This is a genomic window from Paracoccus aurantiacus (assembly GCF_007993065.1).
Classification (GTDB): domain Bacteria; phylum Pseudomonadota; class Alphaproteobacteria; order Rhodobacterales; family Rhodobacteraceae; genus Paracoccus; species Paracoccus aurantiacus.
Map to the genome: position 1 here is coordinate 155,388 of NZ_VOPL01000006.1, position 16,329 is coordinate 171,716.

Annotated in this window: 16 protein-coding genes; 8 read left to right on the forward strand and 8 right to left on the reverse strand. The window is 62.6% G+C overall.

Annotated features, from left to right (window positions below; all coding sequences use genetic code 11):
- The first annotated feature begins 57 nt into the window (after positions 1 to 57).
- The 5 genes from fahA (at position 58) to FQV27_RS14645 (ending at position 4,592) form a co-directional block, all read left to right on the forward strand.
- Entirely contained in the window at positions 58 to 1,260 is a 1,203-nt protein-coding gene (gene fahA, locus FQV27_RS14625; RefSeq protein ID WP_147099905.1) for a fumarylacetoacetase, read from the forward strand.
- A gap of 3 nt (positions 1,261 to 1,263) precedes the next feature.
- A complete protein-coding gene (locus tag FQV27_RS14630) occupies positions 1,264 to 2,214 on the forward strand; it encodes an MBL fold metallo-hydrolase (protein ID WP_147099907.1) in 951 nt (316 codons plus the stop codon).
- A 23-nt stretch (positions 2,215 to 2,237) separates the two neighbouring features.
- A complete protein-coding gene (locus tag FQV27_RS14635) occupies positions 2,238 to 3,833 on the forward strand; it encodes an FAD-dependent oxidoreductase (protein ID WP_147099909.1) in 1,596 nt (531 codons plus the stop codon).
- Positions 3,830 to 4,015: a DUF2783 domain-containing protein gene (locus tag FQV27_RS14640; RefSeq protein ID WP_147099911.1), complete on the forward strand. Its 186-nt coding sequence runs from the start codon at positions 3,830 to 3,832 to the stop codon at positions 4,013 to 4,015. Before FQV27_RS14635 ends, FQV27_RS14640 begins: the two co-directional genes overlap by 4 nt.
- Positions 4,016 to 4,322: 307 nt before the next feature.
- The gene (locus FQV27_RS14645; RefSeq protein ID WP_147099913.1) at positions 4,323 to 4,592 is read left to right on the forward strand and encodes a hypothetical protein; all 270 of its coding nucleotides are present in this window, start codon (positions 4,323 to 4,325) and stop codon (positions 4,590 to 4,592) included.
- 63 nt (positions 4,593 to 4,655) lie between these two features.
- Here the strand turns inward: FQV27_RS14645 and infB are convergent, their stop codons facing one another.
- The 6 genes from infB to pip all read right to left on the reverse strand — a co-directional run bounded on the left by infB (position 4,656) and on the right by pip (position 11,676).
- Complete coding sequence (gene infB, locus FQV27_RS14650; protein WP_147099915.1) at positions 4,656 to 7,199, reverse strand: translation initiation factor IF-2; 2,544 nt, start codon at positions 7,197 to 7,199, stop codon at positions 4,656 to 4,658.
- A gap of 7 nt (positions 7,200 to 7,206) precedes the next feature.
- The gene (locus FQV27_RS14655; RefSeq protein ID WP_147099917.1) at positions 7,207 to 7,821 is read right to left on the reverse strand and encodes an RNA-binding protein; all 615 of its coding nucleotides are present in this window, start codon (positions 7,819 to 7,821) and stop codon (positions 7,207 to 7,209) included.
- An 18-nt stretch (positions 7,822 to 7,839) separates the two neighbouring features.
- Positions 7,840 to 9,519 (reverse strand): transcription termination factor NusA, encoded by a 1,680-nt coding sequence (gene nusA, locus FQV27_RS14660; protein WP_147099920.1) that lies wholly within the window; start codon positions 9,517 to 9,519, stop codon positions 7,840 to 7,842.
- Between the two features lie 3 nt (positions 9,520 to 9,522).
- Entirely contained in the window at positions 9,523 to 10,137 is a 615-nt protein-coding gene (gene rimP / locus FQV27_RS14665) for a ribosome maturation factor RimP (RefSeq protein WP_147099922.1), read from the reverse strand.
- Positions 10,138 to 10,252: 115 nt separating this feature from the next.
- Positions 10,253 to 10,711, reverse strand: coding sequence for a tryptophan-rich sensory protein TspO (gene tspO / locus FQV27_RS14670; RefSeq protein ID WP_147099923.1), 459 nt, complete (start codon positions 10,709 to 10,711; stop codon positions 10,253 to 10,255).
- Positions 10,708 to 11,676 carry a prolyl aminopeptidase gene (gene pip, locus FQV27_RS14675; protein ID WP_147099925.1) on the reverse strand — a complete coding sequence of 323 codons (969 nt, stop codon included), beginning with the start codon at positions 11,674 to 11,676 and terminating at the stop codon, positions 10,708 to 10,710. The genes tspO and pip overlap by 4 nt, the downstream gene beginning before the upstream one ends.
- A gap of 44 nt (positions 11,677 to 11,720) precedes the next feature.
- Here pip and ubiG point away from each other — a divergent pair, with 44 nt between their 5' ends.
- Positions 11,721 to 12,458, forward strand: coding sequence for a bifunctional 2-polyprenyl-6-hydroxyphenol methylase/3-demethylubiquinol 3-O-methyltransferase UbiG (ubiG, locus tag FQV27_RS14680; RefSeq protein WP_147099927.1), 738 nt, complete (start codon positions 11,721 to 11,723; stop codon positions 12,456 to 12,458).
- Positions 12,459 to 12,468: 10 nt separating this feature from the next.
- Here ubiG and FQV27_RS14685 read toward each other — a convergent pair whose 3' ends face one another.
- Together FQV27_RS14685 and FQV27_RS14690 are read right to left on the reverse strand one after the other, a co-directional pair.
- Positions 12,469 to 12,852, reverse strand: a complete 384-nt coding sequence (locus tag FQV27_RS14685) for a GFA family protein (RefSeq protein WP_147099929.1) — start codon at positions 12,850 to 12,852, stop codon at positions 12,469 to 12,471.
- Positions 12,849 to 13,571, reverse strand: a complete 723-nt coding sequence (locus FQV27_RS14690) for a rhomboid family intramembrane serine protease (RefSeq protein WP_147099931.1) — start codon at positions 13,569 to 13,571, stop codon at positions 12,849 to 12,851. The genes FQV27_RS14685 and FQV27_RS14690 overlap by 4 nt, the downstream gene beginning before the upstream one ends.
- Before the next feature lie 117 nt (positions 13,572 to 13,688).
- On the opposite strand from FQV27_RS14690, the gene FQV27_RS14695 reads away from it, so the two are divergent.
- Positions 13,689 to 14,957, forward strand: coding sequence for a 4-aminobutyrate--2-oxoglutarate transaminase (locus FQV27_RS14695; protein WP_147099933.1), 1,269 nt, complete (start codon positions 13,689 to 13,691; stop codon positions 14,955 to 14,957).
- Positions 14,958 to 15,121: 164 nt separating this feature from the next.
- Entirely contained in the window at positions 15,122 to 16,321 is a 1,200-nt protein-coding gene (locus FQV27_RS14700) for an MFS transporter (protein ID WP_147099935.1), read from the forward strand.
- Positions 16,322 to 16,329 lie beyond the last annotated feature (8 nt).

Here is a 16,329-nt window from a genome sequence, read left to right on the forward strand (position 1 = left end):
CTTGCCAGATCAGGTGCGCTATGTTAGTTGCGTTTGCAACTTATATGGGAGGCTGACATGTCGTTGAAAAGCTGGATCGAGGCAGCAAACGCGCCGGATTGCGATTTTCCGATTCAGAATCTGCCCTATGGCGTGTTTTCAGTCGGCGGTGATACGCGCCGCTGCGGCGTAGCCATTGGCGACCGCATCGTCGATCTGGCCGCTTGCGAGGCGCAGGGTTATCTGGATGCTGCCGGGACATTCTCTGCCCCCCATCTCAACGATTTCATCGCGCTGGGACGCGTCAAATGGGAAGAGATCCGCAGTGTTCTGACAGCGCTTCTGGCGCAGGATGGCGACGAGAATGTGCCGACCGTCGCAATGTCCGAGGCGACGTTGCATCTTCCGATCCGTGTCACCGAATATACGGACTTTTATGCTTCCCGAAACCACGCCTTCAACGTCGGCGTCCTGTTCCGCGGCCCGGAAAACGCTTTGCCGGCGCAATGGACGCATATGCCAATCGGTTATAACGGCCGCGCGTCTTCCGTTGTCGTGTCGGGCACCGATGTGATCCGCCCGATGGGCCAGTTGAAAGGCGATGACGGCCCGATCTGGTCGGCCAGCAAGCGCCTGGATCTGGAGCTGGAGATAGGGGCAATCGTCGGCGCAACCTCAGATATGGGGGACCGCGTCAGCGTCGATCAGGCCGAACAGATGATCTTCGGTTATGTCCTGCTGAACGACTGGTCGGCGCGCGATATTCAGGCCTGGGAATACCAGCCGCTTGGTCCGTTTCAGGCCAAGGCCTTCGCGACCACGATTAGCCCGTGGGTCGTGACACAGGCCGCGCTGGAGCCCTTCCGCAGCAAGGGCGCCGAACGCCAGAACCCACTGCTGCCTTACCTGCACGAATCCCGTCCCGGTCTTTATGACATCAACCTGTCGTGGAGCTTGAACGGCGAAGTGCTTAGCCGCACGAATTACAACGTCATGTACTACTCCTCGGCCCAGCAACTGGCGCATCACGCGTCATCCGGCTGCCCGATGCGGGTCGGCGATCTGCTGGGTTCCGGCACAATTTCCGGCCCAACGCCCGATTCGACCGGTGCGCTGCTGGAAATGACCGAAGGTGGCAAGAAACCCGTGAAAATCGGCGATGAAGAGCGGACTTTCATTCAGGACGGAGATACGATCACGCTGAACGGTTATGCGCAGGGCGACGGCTACCGCGTCGGCTTCGGCGACTGCACGGGGACCGTGCTACCCGCGAAGGAGTAAGGGATGTCCAAGCAATTCGCCTCTGCCGGCGACATGGCGGAAAAGAAGATCAGCTTTACGGAGGTTGGCGAGGGTCTGTGGGCCTTCACGGCCGAAGGCGATCCGAATACCGGTGTCATCATCGGCGACGAATCGGTGATGATCGTCGAGGCGCAGGCGACGCCGCGGCTGGCCCGCAAGGTGATCGAGAAGGTTCGTGAGGTCACGGACAAGCCGATCAGCCATCTGGTGATGACGCATTATCACGCGGTTCGGGTGCTCGGTGCCTCGGCTTACGGTGCGCCGACGGTAATCATGGGCGAGAAGGCCCGCGCCATGGTCGTGGAGCGCGGGCAGGAGGACTGGGACAGCGAGTTTCAGCGCTTCCCGCGCTTGTTTCAGGGGCATGAGGAGATCCCCGGCCTGACCTGGCCGACCGAGACTTTCAGCGACCGAATGACCGTCTATCTGGGCAATCGCCGGGTTGATCTGATGCATCTGGGTCGCGCCCATACGGCGGGCGATATCGTGGCCTATGTGCCTGACGCGAATGTCATGTTTACGGGGGATATCGTCGAATACCATAGCGCCTGCTATTGCGGCGATGGTCATTTCGCCGATTGGCCAGCGACGCTGGAAGCGATCCGCGCCTTCGATCTGGACGCAATCGCGCCGGGCCGCGGTGACGCGCTTGTCGGGCGCGACATGGTGAACGCGGCGCTTGATAATACCGCCGATTTCGTGCGCTCGACCTATCTGCCCGCAGCCCGTGTGGCGCGCGGTGGCGGCACGCTGAAACAGGCATGGGACGCCGTGCGCGCCGAATGCGACCCGAAATTCGGCGATTACGCGATCTATGAACATTGCCTGCCCTTCAACGTCGCCCGCGCCTATGACGAAGCGCTCGGCATCGACACCCCGCGCATCTGGACTGCCGAGCGTGACAAGCAGATGTGGGACATGCTGCAAGGCTAACGCCGGTCAGGGAGGGGAGGCCCATGGCAGACGCGAAGATCTTCGACCAGCAGCTTTATCCTTACCAGCGCCATCCCGATCAGGATGCGTCTGCGCCCGTGCGTCATCCGGTCATCGTGGTGGGTGCCGGGCCGGTCGGGCTGGCCACGGCCATCGACCTGGGCCTGCACGGCGTGCCGGTCGTGCTGCTTGACGACAACGACCGCGTATCGACCGGCAGCCGTGCCATCTGTTTCGCCAAGCGCCCGCTGGAGATTTTCGATCGCCTCGGCTGCGGGCAACAGATGGTCGACAAGGGCGTGGTCTGGAATGTCGGCAAGGTTTTCATGGGCGAAAGGCAGGTCTATGACTTCAACCTGCTGCCTGAAGGGGGCCACCGCCGCCCCGCCTTCATCAACCTTCAGCAATATTACGTCGAACAGATGCTGCTGGACCGCTTGCGCGACTTGCAGGGGCAGGGCGCGCCGATCCAGCTGCGCGGCAAGTCCCGCGTTTCCGCCATCGGCCAGCATGAGGACCATGCGACGGTGGAAATCGACACGCCCGAAGGCCCATATGAACTGGAGGCCGACTGGCTGATCGCCTGCGACGGCGCGGGGTCGCCCACGCGCAAGATGCTGGGCCTCGATTTCGTCGGCCGCGTGTTCGAAGATAATTTCCTGATCGCCGACGTGACCATGCAGGCAGATTTCCCGACCGAGCGCTGGTTCTGGTTCGACCCGCCCTTCAACCCGGGCCAGTCTGCTTTGCTGCACAAACAGCCCGATGGGGTCTGGCGGATCGACCTGCAACTGGGCTGGGACATCGACAAAGAGGTCGAAAAGCGCCCGGAAAACGTCATCCCCCGCATCAAGGCGATGCTGGGCGAGGATGTCGAATTCGCGCTGGAATGGGTCAGCGTCTACACCTTCCAATGCCGGAGGATGGAGCGTTTCCGGCATGGCCGTGTGATCTTCGCGGGCGACAGCGCCCATCAGGTCAGCCCCTTCGGCGCGCGCGGCGCGAACAGCGGCATCCAGGACGCCGACAACCTGTGCTGGAAGCTGAAACTGGTGCTGGACGGCAGTGCGCCCGAAACCCTGCTCGACAGCTATGATGCCGAACGGCTTTACGGGGCCGAGGAAAACATCCTCAACTCCACCCGCTCAACCGATTTCATCACGCCAAAGTCGGAAATCAGCCGCATCTTCCGCGATGCCGCCCTGCATCTGTCCGAACGCCACGCCTTCGCCCGCCCCTTCGTGAATTCCGGCCGGCTGTCGGTCCCCTGCACCTATGACGGATCGGCGCTGAACACGGCGGACGCCATGCCAGAGGCACCCGCCCGCACCCGTCCCGGCAGCCCCTGCCCGGATGCCGAACTGCCCGATGGCTTCCTGCTCGACCGCCTTGGTGGGCGTTTCACTGTTCTGGCCATAGGCACGGACGCCAAACCCGTCGAGGCTGGCGACATTCCCATCGACCTGATCGCCCTCGCCCCCTCGGAAACCCTGGCCGAGCGCTACGGCACCGGCATCTACCTGATCCGCCCCGACCAGCACATCGCCGCTCGCTGGCCCGCCTTCGACGCCCGCGCCATCCGCGAAGCCATCGCCCGCGCCACAGGAAACACGCCATGAGCCTGAACCTGCAACCGAACCTGTCCTCCCCCGACGACGCCTATGCAATGCTGCTGGAGGCGCATGAGGGGCTGACAAAGGACCAATCCGACGCGCTGAATGCGCGGCTGATCTTGGTGCTGATGAACCATATTGGGGATATGGAGGTATTGCGGGAGGCGTTGGAGGCGGCGCGGGGATAGGGGCGCGGACTTAGTGAGCACGGTTTTATTGATCTAGGCTGATGACCAGCGTTTGTGATCCAAGCTGCAGACCATACAATATATCGTTGAAGACGTTGACTCGTAGGGTCAGCCTGCTTCATTATCCATAATTGACATTTGGAGAATCAGGCGCGCCGCCATGGTTGCAGCCACGACGGCGCTGTCCTCCAAACTCCGCAACCATAACCTGTGGGTCGCTGCGGATCGTCCGTGAGATACAAGTTGAGTGTATCGCTCAGCGAAACGGCAAGTCAAGCGACCCATGCAAAATGAGCGAGGGTCTGCCATGGCAGTCTATCTTGTGACCTATGACTTGAGAAAGCCGGGTCGAAACTACCAGCCGGTCCACCAATATCTAAAGCAGTTTAATCACTGCAAGGATTTGGAGTCTGTTTGGCTATTGGACACCAACGAACCTGCACCAGCGATCAGAGATGAACTGAAGTCGCGAATTGATGCATCGGACACTGTTTTGGTTATCCGGCTGCAGAAAAATGGAGCGTGGTGGAATTATGGCTGTTCTGACTGGATAAATTCGCCAAGCCGCAATTGGTGAGAATACACAAAACCAAACAGCCCGCCAAACTGGCGGGCTGTTCCATTTCCAAAACCGGACAGCTCACAGCGTCCGTTCAACTTCCTCACGCTCGAAGATCTCGATGACGTCGCCAGGGCGGATGTCGTCGTAGTTTTCGAACGCCATGCCGCATTCCTGACCGGACTGCACTTCCTTCACTTCGTCCTTGAAGCGCTTCAGCGTTTTCAGCGTGCCTTCGTGGATCACCACGTTGTCGCGCAGCAGGCGGACGCCGGCGGAACGACGGGCCACGCCTTCGGTGACCAGACAGCCGGCAACCTTGCCGACGCCGGTGACCTTGAAGACTTCGCGGATCTCGGCATAGCCGATGAAGTTTTCGCGCACTTCGGCTGAGAGCAAGCCCGAGGCCGCCGCCTTGATGTCGTCCACGAGGTCGTAGATCACCGAATAATAACGGATCTCGACGCCCTTCTGGTTCGCGGCGTTGCGTGCAGGCGCGTTGGCGCGGACGTTAAAGCCGATGACCGGCGCGCCCGAAGCCTCGGCCAGACCGATATCGGATTCGGTGATCGCACCGACGCCGTAATGCAGCACGCGGACGCGCACCTCGTCATTGCCGACCTTTTCCAGCGCCTGAACGATTGCCTCGGCAGAGCCCTGCACGTCGGCCTTCATGACCACCGGCAGCTCGGCCACGTTCTCATCCGCCTTGGCCTTGGCCATCAGCTGATCCAGCGTGATCGCGGCACCGGCAGCGGCGCGCTTGTCTTTCGCGGCCTCCTGACGGTATTCGGCGATCTCGCGGGCCTGCGCTTCGGTTTCGACGACGTTCAGCACGTCGCCGGCTTCGGGCGTGCCGTTCAGGCCCAGAACCTCGACCGGAACCGAAGGACCGGCCTCGTCAACGCGCTCTCCCTTGTCGTCGATCAGGGCGCGGACCTTGCCCCACTGTTCGCCGACAACGAAGATGTCACCGCGACGCAGTGTGCCGTTCTGCACCAGAACCGTCGCGACCGGACCGCGACCCACATCAAGCTTCGCCTCGATCACGGCGCCCTGCGCGGCGCGGTCGGGATTGGCCTTCAGTTCAAGGATCTCGGCCTGAAGCGCGATGGCTTCCAGCAGGTTGTCCAGACCCTGCCCGGTCTTGGCCGAAACCTCGACATCCTGCACATCGCCGGACATTTCCTCGACGATGACTTCGTGCTGAAGCAGCGAGGTCCGGACCTTTTGCGGGTCGGCGTCGGGCTTGTCGACCTTGTTGATCGCCACGATCATCGGGACCTCGGCGGCCTTGGCGTGGTTGATCGCCTCGATCGTCTGCGGCATCACCGCGTCATCGGCGGCAACGACCAGCACGACGATGTCGGTGACGTTCGCGCCGCGCGCCCGCATCGACGTAAAGGCAGCGTGGCCGGGCGTGTCGAGGAAGGTCAGCACAGCCCCGCTATCGGTTTTCACCTGATAGGCGCCGATATGCTGGGTAATCCCGCCGGCCTCGCCCGACACGACATTCGCGTGACGGATCGCATCCAGAAGCGAGGTCTTACCGTGGTCAACATGGCCCATGATCGTGATGATCGGCGGGCGGTTTTCCAGATCTTCGACCTTGTCCTCGACCGTGTGAATCACCTGTTCGACATCCGCGTCGCTGACGCGCACGGCCTTGTGGCCGAATTCGTCGATGACGAGCTCGGCCGTGTCGGCGTCAATCGTCTGGTTCATGGACACCATCATGCCCATCTTCATCAGCGACTTGACCACGTCGGCGGCGCGTTCGGCCATCCGGTTGGCGAGCTCGCTGACCACGATCGTTTCGGGAAGCTGGACTTCGCGCACCTGCTTTTCAGCACGAACCGAACCGCCCATCGCCTTTTGCTTGGCGCGTTCCTGTTTGCGCTTCATGGCGGCAAGGCTGCGCTGACGCCCGCCTTCGCCTTCCAGCGCTGCCGTCACCGAAAGCTTGCCGGCGCGGCGACCATCACGTTCGCCACCCTTGCCGCGCGAATCGCGGTCGTCGGTGCGGGTGTCGCGCTGCTCACGCTCGGGGCGCGAGGGGCGAGAGGCCACGCCCTTGGTCTCGGCCCGCGAGGCGGCCGCCTGTGCGGCGGCGGCATCGACCGGCGCCGCATCCTTGGCGGCGGGCTTGCGGACCTCTTCCTTCTTCTGGGCGCGCAGCTTGGCCTCTTCGGCCTTGCGGGCGTCCTCTTCTTCCTTGGCCTTCAACGCTTCTTCGCGCTCGCGGTCCTCGCGCTCCTTGGCTTCCGCCTCGGCGCGGCGGCGCTCGCGTTCTTCCTCGCGTGCCTTTTCCTCGGCGGCGCGGGCTTCGGCTTCTTCGGCCTCGCGGGCCTTGGCAGCGGCCAACGCCTTGAGACGACGCTCCATTTCCGCGTCCGAGATGCCAGCAGGGCGTTTGGACGAAGACGCGACAGCCTTGGCTACATTATCCGGTGTCCCGTTCGGGCGCGCCTTGTCGGCCGCAGCACCCGGCTTGGGCACCACGACGCGCTTGCGCTTGGTTTCAACCACGACACTCTTGGTGCGGCCGTGGCTGAAGCTCTGTTTTACCTGACCGGGGCGGTTGCCGCCGAGGCCGAGGGGTTTTTTGCCGTCTGTATCACTCATCTGCGTCTTATTCCTTCCCGGCCCGGATGGCCGATTGCCCTCGCAGGCCATTCAGCCTGCCAGCGTCCCGGATGATCTTGTCTGCGAGTCCGCCCTTCGAAAGCGCGCTGTGTATGACATGATCGCGTCCGAAAGCCAAACCCAATTCTGAAGCGGTGAGGCAGCCGAACCAGCGTGCCCCTTCTGGTGTCCAAAGTTTCCCCTTGCCGCGTTCGGACCCATCCGAGGCCTGCAGAAGAACCTTAACCCGACCGGCCGCCAGCCAGTCCTTGACCTTTTCGAAACCGGCGACGGCATCGCCGGATTTCCGGGCGAGCGAAACGAGTTCGACAACGCGCTTTGCCAGCCCGCTTTCAATCAGTTCCACCAGCCCGTCAGGCGCCTGGGCCTGCGTTTTTGCCCCGCGCGAAAATGTGCCCTTCGAAATCGCCTTCTCGATAACCGCGCGGTCCGCCGTCAGCCAGAAGCCGCGGCCCGGCAGCTTTTCGGCCAGATCGGGCACGACAATGCCGTCAGGGCCCAACACGAAACGGATGAGACCTGCTTTCGGTTGCACCTCGCCGGTGACAAGGCAACGGCGTTCCGTGCCGTCTTCCGTCTTATCGCGCCCGCCTCGCGTCATGCCGCCGGATCCGGGGCATCAGGCCCCGGCCTCCTCGGTTTCGGCGACGTCTTCAACGTCTTCGCCTTGCGCCAGCTCCTCAGGGTCGACCCAGCCCAGCATCACGCGGGCGGTCATGACCATGTCCTGTGCGGTTTCCAGCGAGATGCCATAGGGTTCAAGCAGGCCCTCGTCCTTGACGCGCTGCCCGTCAACGGTCGTCCAGCCACCGGCCAGTTCCCAATCGGCGCAGGTTGCGAAGTCTTCCAGCGTCTTGACGCCGTCCTTGGCCAAAGCCTCAACCATCTGGGGGGTGAGGCCTTCGAATTCAATAAGGCTGTCCTCGGCACCCAGACCGCGGGCATTTTCAAGTGCGGTGCGGTTCGCGGCTTCGATCACGTCGCGGGCGCGGGCCTGCAGTTCATTGGCGGTGTCTTCGTCAACGCCGTCAATCGACAGAAGCTCGTCCTGGTCGATATAGGCGACCTCTTCAAGGTTCGTGAAGCCTTCCGCGACCAGAAGCTGGGCGAAGAATTCGTCCAGATCGAGGTTGTCCATGAACAGCTTCGTGCGGGCATTGAACTCGGCCTGACGGCGCTTCGATTCCTCTTCCTCGGTCAGGATGTCGATATCGAGCCCGGTCAGCTGCGAGGCGAGACGCACGTTCTGGCCGCGCCGGCCGATGGCCAGCGAAAGCTGTTCTTCCGGAACGACCACTTCAATCCGCGGCGCGTCTTCGTCAACGACAACCTTGCTGACTTCAGCAGGCTGCAGCGCGTTCACAAGGAACGTTGCCTGATCTTCCGACCACGGGATGATGTCGATCTTTTCGCCCTGCAATTCGCCGACAACGGCCTGAACGCGGCTGCCGCGCATCCCGACGCAGGCCCCGACCGGGTCGATGGAGTTGTCATAGGAGATCACGGCGATCTTGGCGCGGCTGCCCGGATCGCGGGCGACGGCCTTGATCTCGATCACGCCGTCATAGATTTCCGGCACTTCCATCTTGAACAGTTCCGCCATGAATTGCGGATCGGTGCGCGACAGGAAGATCTGCGGGCCACGCGTTTCGCGGCGCACATCCTTCACATAGGCGCGGATGCGGTCGTTCGGGCGATAGCTTTCGCGGCCGATCTTTTCGTTGCGGCGCAGGATCGCCTCGCCACGGCCGACATCAACGATGATATTGCCGTATTCCTCGCGCTTGACGATGCCGTTGATGATGGTGCCGGCACGGTCCTTGAATTCTTCATACTGGCGGTCACGCTCGGCCTCGCGGACCTTCTGCAGGATCACCTGCTTGGCCGACTGGGCGGCGATGCGGCCCAACTCGACAGGCGGGACCTGTTCCTGGAACACGTCGCCCACCTGCGGACCACCGGCGAAATCGTCGATCCGGATACCTTCACGCGACCAGTAGTTGGCCGCGTCCCGCTGTGCCTCGAAATAAGGCTTGGCCTGCGCGGCAGTGAATTCGGCCTGATAGTTTTCCAGCACTTCCTCGTCCACGACGGTGCGCACACGGGTAAAGGTTGCGTTGCCGGTCTTGCGATCGATCGAGACGCGGATATCCATTTCCGCGCCGTAACGCGACTTGGCGGCGCGCGCGAGGCTGTCTTCCATCGCTTCAATGACCAGCTCGGGCTCGATCATCTTTTCGCGTGCGACCGCCTCGGCGGTTTGCAGCAGTTCCAGCTGGTTGGCAGAGGTGATTGCCATCACTTACTCCTTCATCGCGGCGTCGTCACGGTCGCCGTCTTCGGTTTGAACTTCGTCGAACATGGATTCGTCGAGATTGTCGATCTCGATTCCGGCTTCCTTCTTCTGGCGCAGCATCTCGGCGATCAGTTCGTCGGTCAGCAGCAGCTTGGCGTCGGCCAGCCAGTCGAAATTAAGCCCGATGGTCTGGGTCTCGGCCCCGACCTCGATATTGATAAGGACATCGTCGCCCTCGACCCCGGCCAGAACGCCTGAGAAGCGCTTGCGGCCGTCGATGGGCTGGTTGGTTTCCAGCTTGGCGTCATAGCCTTCGAACGTCTCGAAATCCTTCAGCCGGGTCAGCGGGCGATCAATGCCGGGGCTGGATACTTCCAGCATGTATTTGTCTTCGATGGGGTCTTCCACGTCCAGCGTTGCGCTGACCATGGTCGAAATCTCGGCGCAGTCATCTACATTGATACCGCCCTCGGGACGGTCGGCCATGATCTGCAAGGTTGCCGTCTTGCCGCCCTGCAGGCGCAGGCGCACAAGTTCGAACCCCATATCCTCGATGACAGGGATCAGAATTTCCGCAAGTCGGCGGTCGATGGCGGTTTTGGCGATCAGGTCGTTGGACATGAGCATCCCCGGAAATGAAAAACGGGCCCACAGCGGCCCGTCATGCTTTCGGTGGCGCAGGGGGTGGAAGCCTGCACCGCTGTTGATGGCGATATAGCGCCGGAGCCAAGGGAATTCAAGCCGAATCGTTGTTGTCGCGCCAGATGCGCCAGTTCAGCGCAGTCGCCAGGCCGATCCAGACGAAATAAGGGATCATCAGCAGCCCCGCGATCAGGTCCGTCTGCAGGAACACGACGGTGGCAATGGCGATGACCAGCCAAAGGCAGGCGATGACAATCATGCCCATGCCCATCCGCTTTGCCCCGAAGAAGATCGGTGTCCAAAGCGTATTCAGCGCGATCTGCGTTGACCACAGCGCGAGTCCGGGCGCTGGATTCGTGCTGAGCGCGATCCGCGTTGCCGCAATGGCCGAGGCGACGTAAAGCACCGTCCAGACAATGGGGAACGCCTTCTTCGGCGGCGTCCATGACGGCTTTTCAAGCGACTGATACCAGGTGCCCGGCAGAAACGCGCTTCCGGTCGCGGCAGCCGCGGCCGATGCCGACAGGAAGCAAAGGAAATAAAAGGCCATCATGCCGCCTGCCCCTTCAATTCGTCCATGATCGAAACCAGTTCCGCTGCGATGCGCGGCTCGCTCAGCGCGTGGCCGGACGCCGGAACCATGTGCAGAAAGCAGTTTGCCCAGTCCTGCGCCAGCGTCCACGCTCCGATGGGGGGGCAGACCATGTCATAGCGGCCCTGCACGATCCGGGTCGGGATATGTTCGATCCGGTGCCGCTCGTGCAGAAGCTGACCCTCGGAGAGGAAGCAGTTATTGCTGAAATAATGGCACTCCAGCCGCGCGAATGCCCGCGCATATTGCGGCGAAGCTGCGCCGGGGCTGGCGATGTCCATCCCGGCAAGCCCGTTCTCCCACATGATCCAGTGCCGGGCGAGGCTGCGCTCCTCTGCTTCATTTCCCGAAAACAGGCGGCGGTGGTAGGCGGCGATCAGGTTGCCGCGCTCTTCCTCCGGGATCGGCGCGCAGAAATCCTGCCAGCGTTCCGGCCAGAACCGCGATGCGCCGCCGCCATAGAACCAGTCCAGCTCTGCCTGCGTCGCCAGAAACACACCGCGCAGCACCAGTGACATGACCTCTGACGGGTGGGTCTGGGCATAGGCGAGCGCCAGCGTCGCCCCCCAGCTTCCCCCGAATACGATCCAGCTTTCGATGCCGAGCGTTTCACGGATCGCCCGGATGTCGGCGACAAGGTGCTGCGTCGTATTCGCCTGGACGCTTGCATGCGGTGTCGACAGCCCGCAGCCGCGCTGATCGAACAGGACGGCGCGGTAATGCGCCGGATCAAAGAAGCGCCGCATATAGGGACTGCACCCGCCGCCCGGTCCGCCATGCAGGACGACCACCGGCACCCCATCGGGGTTCCCGGACTGTTCGACATAAAGAACATGGCCGTCGCCGACCTCGATCTTGCAGCGATCAAAGGGCTCTATATGCGGATAAAGGCGGGATGCGCCGATTTGCGCTGCTGTCCGATCCATGTTTTCCCTATATACGCCGCGTGAGGGGCGCGAAAGGACCGACCATGACCGACAGCCGAGATCCGTCAGAGATTGCCAAGTTTGAGGCAATGGCCGCCGAATGGTGGGACCCGAAAGGGAAGTTCAAGCCGCTGCATATGATGAACCCGGTTCGTCTGGGCTATATCACGACGCAAATCGCCGCCGAGTTCGGGCGCGATCTGGAATCGCCGCGTCCGTTTGAAGGCCTGCGTCTGCTGGATATCGGCTGCGGCGGGGGGCTTCTGTCCGAGCCGATGGCGCGGCTGGGGGCCAGCGTTGTGGGCGCGGATGCGGCCGCCCGCAATATCGAGGTCGCCCGCATCCATGCCGATCAGGTGGATCTCAAGATCGACTACCGCGCCGAAGCCGCCGAAGATCTGCTTGCCGCGGGCGAACGCTTTGATGTGGTTCTGGCGATGGAAATCGTCGAACATGTCGCCGACCCGCCGGGATTTGTGCAAAGCTGTCACGACCTGCTGCAGCCCGGCGGGCTTCTGGTCATGTCGACCCTGAACCGCACCATGCGCAGCTTCGGGGCGGCGATCATCGGGGCAGAATGGGTCATGCGCTGGCTGCCGAAAGGCACGCATGAGTGGCAGCGTTTCATCACGCCCGACGAGCTGGCCGAAATGATGCAATCCGCCGGGCTTCGGGTCGCGGACCGGCAGGGCATGGTGTTCAACCCGATCAGTTGGGGCTGGTCGCTGTCGGATCGCGACCTGTCGGTGAATTACGCGATGGCAGGGCTGCGCACCGCCTGACGCAGCCGTTCTAGCGATCCGAGGGGTGGCTGACCCCGTCTGACCAGGGCACCGGGTCCAGATCGCGGGGATTCAAGCCTTCCAGCGCGCCGGCATTGACGCCGTATTCGTTTGGGTTCGACCTGCGCTGGTGATGGGTATAGATCCCGCAATGCCTGCAGAAATAGTGTTTCGCCGTGCCGGTGTTGAACTGATACAGGCTGAGCGCGTCCCCTCCCTTCACGATGCGGATGCCATCCAGCGGGGCGGTGACGGCAACCGCGCCGCGCCGGCGGCAGAAGGAACAGTCGCAGCGGCGCTTGGTGTTCAGCCCGTCGGACAGTGTCACGGCAAGCTCTACCGCGCCACAATGGCAGGTCAGGCGGTGCGGGGTCTGGATCGCTGGCAGTGTCATCTGCGGACCTGTGGAATGCGCGATCTGGTGTATTCGGTTGCCGGATGCGGTGGGTGGCCGTGGGTTCGGCTCCAATATGTCGTGCCGCCGCGCCGCAGGAATACCGGTACGGTCAGCAGCACCCCGGCGATGAACCCGCCTGCATGTGCCCAATAGGCGACGCTGTCGCCGCCCATCAGCGAAAAGCCTCCGAAGATCTGCAGAACGAACCAGACCCCCAGCATGACCCAAGCGGGGATCGTGAAAACCTTGATGAAGATGATGATGATTGCCAGCACATCGACCCGCGCCTTGGGAAACAACAGCAGATAGCCGCCCATCACGCCGGCAATCGCACCCGATGCACCGACCATCGGAATTCCTTCGGCCGGGTTGGCGGCGATCTGCGCCGCTGCCGCCGCAAGGCCGCAGCCCAGATAGAAGATCAGGAAGCCCGCATGGCCCATCTGGTCTTCCAGATTGTCACCAAAGACCCAAAGAAACAGCATATTCCCGGCGATATGCAGGATGCCCGCATGCAGGAACATATGCGTCAGCAATCCCCACAGGTTATAGCCGTTCACAACTGCCACGGGATAAAGCGCAAGCTGGTCCCACAGGGCGGTCATCCCGATCAGCCAGGGCATGGTCAGCACGAACATCACCAGATTGATGAAGATCAGGGTGTAAGTGATATAGGGCGTGCGTTCAGAGGGGTTGTGATCTCGGAAGGGAAACATGTCGCGGTCCAGGGTCTTTTCCCGACGATGCCCGAGCCAGAGTCCGGACGCAAGCAGCCCCTGTTCGCGGCGGGCAAGCCCGGCTAGCATCGCCCGACAGATTCGCAGGAGGCGCCGATGTCCACGATGACCGACCGCAAGAACGCCGCCATTTCCCGTGGGGTGGGCATGACCACGCAGATCTATGCCGACCGGGCCGAGAATGCGGAGATCTGGGACAAGGACGGAAACCGCTATATCGACTTTGCCGCCGGAATCGCGGTGGTGAACACCGGGCACCGGCACCCCAAAGTCATGGCGGCGGTCAAGGATCAGCTGGATCGATTCACCCATACCTGCCATCAGGTCGTGCCTTATGAAAACTATGTCGCCCTGGCCGAGCGGCTGAACGATCTTGTCCCCGGCGATGGGCCGAAGAAGACCATCTTCGCCACGACCGGCGCGGAGGCGGTGGAAAACGCGGTAAAGATCGCGCGGCACTATACCGGGCGACCGGCGGTTGTGTCCTTCGCGGGCGGCTTTCACGGGCGCACCTTCATGGGCATGGCGCTGACCGGCAAGGTGCAGCCTTACAAGGCCGGTTTCGGGCCGATGATGAACGACATCTGGCATCTGCCTTTCCCGAACGATCTTCATGGCGTGACCGAGGAGGATGCGCTTGCCGCGCTCGACCGGCTGTTCAAGGCCGATCTGGAACCCGGCCGCGTCGCCGCCATCATCATCGAACCCGTGCAGGGCGAGGGCGGCTTTTACGAAACCCCCGCCACCTTCCTGCAAAAGCTGCGCGAGATCTGCGATGCCCATTCCATCCTGCTGATCGCGGATGAGGTGCAGACAGGCTTTGCGCGCACCGGCAAGCTGTTCGCAATGGAACATGCAGGCGTGGCCGCCGACATAACCACCATGGCCAAGGGGCTGGGCGGTGGTCTGCCGATTTCGGCCGTCACCGGCCGGGCAGAGGTCATGGACAGCCCCGGCCCCGGCGGTCTGGGTGGCACCTATGCCGGCAACCCGCTGGGCGTCGCCGCAGCCCATGCGGTGCTGGACGTGATCGAGGAGGAACAGCTTTGCGACCGCGCTGAACGGCTGGGGCAGCGGCTGAAGCAGCGCCTTGCGGGCCTGCGCGACGAGGTGCCCGAGATCGTCGATATTCGTGGCCCCGGCTTCATGAATGCGGTCGAGTTCAATGTCGCGGGCACCGACAAGCCGAACCCGGAAATGGCCAACCGCGTGCGCGAAGAAGCCTTGAGCCGCAACCTGATCCTGCTGACCTGCGGCGTTTATGGGAACGTGATCCGCTTTCTCGCACCGCTGACGATCCCTGACGATGTCTTTGCCGAAGCGCTGGATATACTGGAGGACAGCGTCAAGGCGGCTCGGGGCTAGGGCGACCGGGGGGCGCGGCATCTTGACGCGGCGCCCCGATTGGCCCAAGTAAGGCGCAAGGCGGCCCGGCACAGGCCGCCATATCCATTTTTCGGGACCGCCCGCATTTTCGGGCTGCCAACGCGCAGCATCTTGCGATGTCCTGTCTGTCAGAAGGCCGATCCATGGACCGCATATTGCTCGACCCGCGCGCGTGGGGCGTGATGCTTGCCGCGATGCTGACAATCATGTCGAACGCCACCATCACGCCAGCCCTGCCCGGCATTCAGGCACTGTTTTCCGACAACCCGAATGCCGAACTGCTGACCCGAATGCTGGTCACAGCGCCGTCGCTGACAGTGGCTATTGTCGCGCCTTTTGCGGGCGTGCTGATCGACCGCTTGGGCCGCAGACCGGCACTGTTCTTCGGGCTGCTGGTCTATGCTGTTGCGGGAACCGCCGGGCTTTACCTGCAATCGCTGGAAATGATCCTTGTCAGCCGTCTGGTGCTTGGTCTTGGCGTCGCGGCCATCATGACGGCGCAAGCGGCGCTGATCGGGGATTATTTCGAAGGCCCGGCGCGTGGGCGGCTGATGGGTTATCAGATGGGCGCCGTCAATCTGGGCGGGCTGGTCTTTGTCATGACGGCGGGAATGCTGGCCGAACACAGCGCACGGCTGCCCTTCCTGATCTATGCCCTGTCGCTGGCCTTCTTCCCGATCCTGTGGTGGCTGCTGCCCGAACCCAAGCGGACCGCTGGCGGCGTGGATCAGGCCCACCCCGCCGATCCGGGAGAGCCGGGCTGGCCCGCAACGGTCGCCACCATGTCGATTGCCGCGATCCTGACTTTCGTGATCTTCTATTCCATCCCGACCCAGCTTCCCTATCACCTCGTCGATATCGGCCTGGCCGATCCGCATTACGCGGGCGAGGTGATGGCCGCGATGATGTTTTCGGCCGCAGTGATGGCCGTTGTTTCCGGCTGGGTCAGACCGTGGCTGGGGCGGATCGGGACGCCGGTTACGGGCTATGCGCTGTTGGCGGCAGGCTTTGCGTTGCTGTCGGTCGCATCGACGCTGGTGGCGTCCATGCTGGGCACGGCGCTGATCGGGGCAGGGCTTGGCTTCTGCGTGCCGACTTTCGTCACCACGGCGCTGAACGCTTCGCCTGCACATAGGCGGGGGCTGGTGTCGGGTTTTGTCACATCGGCGTTTTTCCTTGGCCAGTTCCTGTCGCCGATTGTCAGCCAGCCGATCATCACCACCTGGGGTTATCAGCGTGCCTTCATGATCGCGGCCGCAGGTTGCGTGGCGCTGGCGCTGATCCTTGCGCTGACGCTGAAGCGCCGGCCGCCGCAGATGGACAAGCCCAGTCCCGCGCACTAGCGTGCCGT

Excerpts from the sequence above, each read along its gene's own strand:
- fahA (WP_147099905.1), top strand. The coding sequence starts at position 58 with ATGTCGTTGAAAAGCTGGATCGAGGCAGCAAACGCGCCGGATTGCGAT.
- FQV27_RS14630 (WP_147099907.1), top strand. The coding sequence starts at position 1,264 with ATGTCCAAGCAATTCGCCTCTGCCGGCGACATGGCGGAAAAGAAGATC.
- FQV27_RS14635 (WP_147099909.1), top strand. The coding sequence starts at position 2,238 with ATGGCAGACGCGAAGATCTTCGACCAGCAGCTTTATCCTTACCAGCGC.
- FQV27_RS14640 (WP_147099911.1), top strand. The coding sequence starts at position 3,830 with ATGAGCCTGAACCTGCAACCGAACCTGTCCTCCCCCGACGACGCCTAT.
- FQV27_RS14645 (WP_147099913.1), top strand. The coding sequence starts at position 4,323 with ATGGCAGTCTATCTTGTGACCTATGACTTGAGAAAGCCGGGTCGAAAC.
- infB (WP_147099915.1), bottom strand. The coding sequence starts at position 7,199 with ATGAGTGATACAGACGGCAAAAAACCCCTCGGCCTCGGCGGCAACCGC.
- FQV27_RS14655 (WP_147099917.1), bottom strand. The coding sequence starts at position 7,821 with ATGACGCGAGGCGGGCGCGATAAGACGGAAGACGGCACGGAACGCCGT.
- nusA (WP_147099920.1), bottom strand. The coding sequence starts at position 9,519 with ATGGCAATCACCTCTGCCAACCAGCTGGAACTGCTGCAAACCGCCGAG.
- rimP (WP_147099922.1), bottom strand. The coding sequence starts at position 10,137 with ATGTCCAACGACCTGATCGCCAAAACCGCCATCGACCGCCGACTTGCG.
- tspO (WP_147099923.1), bottom strand. The coding sequence starts at position 10,711 with ATGATGGCCTTTTATTTCCTTTGCTTCCTGTCGGCATCGGCCGCGGCT.
- pip (WP_147099925.1), bottom strand. The coding sequence starts at position 11,676 with ATGGATCGGACAGCAGCGCAAATCGGCGCATCCCGCCTTTATCCGCAT.
- ubiG (WP_147099927.1), top strand. The coding sequence starts at position 11,721 with ATGACCGACAGCCGAGATCCGTCAGAGATTGCCAAGTTTGAGGCAATG.
- FQV27_RS14685 (WP_147099929.1), bottom strand. The coding sequence starts at position 12,852 with ATGACACTGCCAGCGATCCAGACCCCGCACCGCCTGACCTGCCATTGT.
- FQV27_RS14690 (WP_147099931.1), bottom strand. The coding sequence starts at position 13,571 with ATGTTTCCCTTCCGAGATCACAACCCCTCTGAACGCACGCCCTATATC.
- FQV27_RS14695 (WP_147099933.1), top strand. The coding sequence starts at position 13,689 with ATGTCCACGATGACCGACCGCAAGAACGCCGCCATTTCCCGTGGGGTG.
- FQV27_RS14700 (WP_147099935.1), top strand. The coding sequence starts at position 15,122 with ATGGACCGCATATTGCTCGACCCGCGCGCGTGGGGCGTGATGCTTGCC.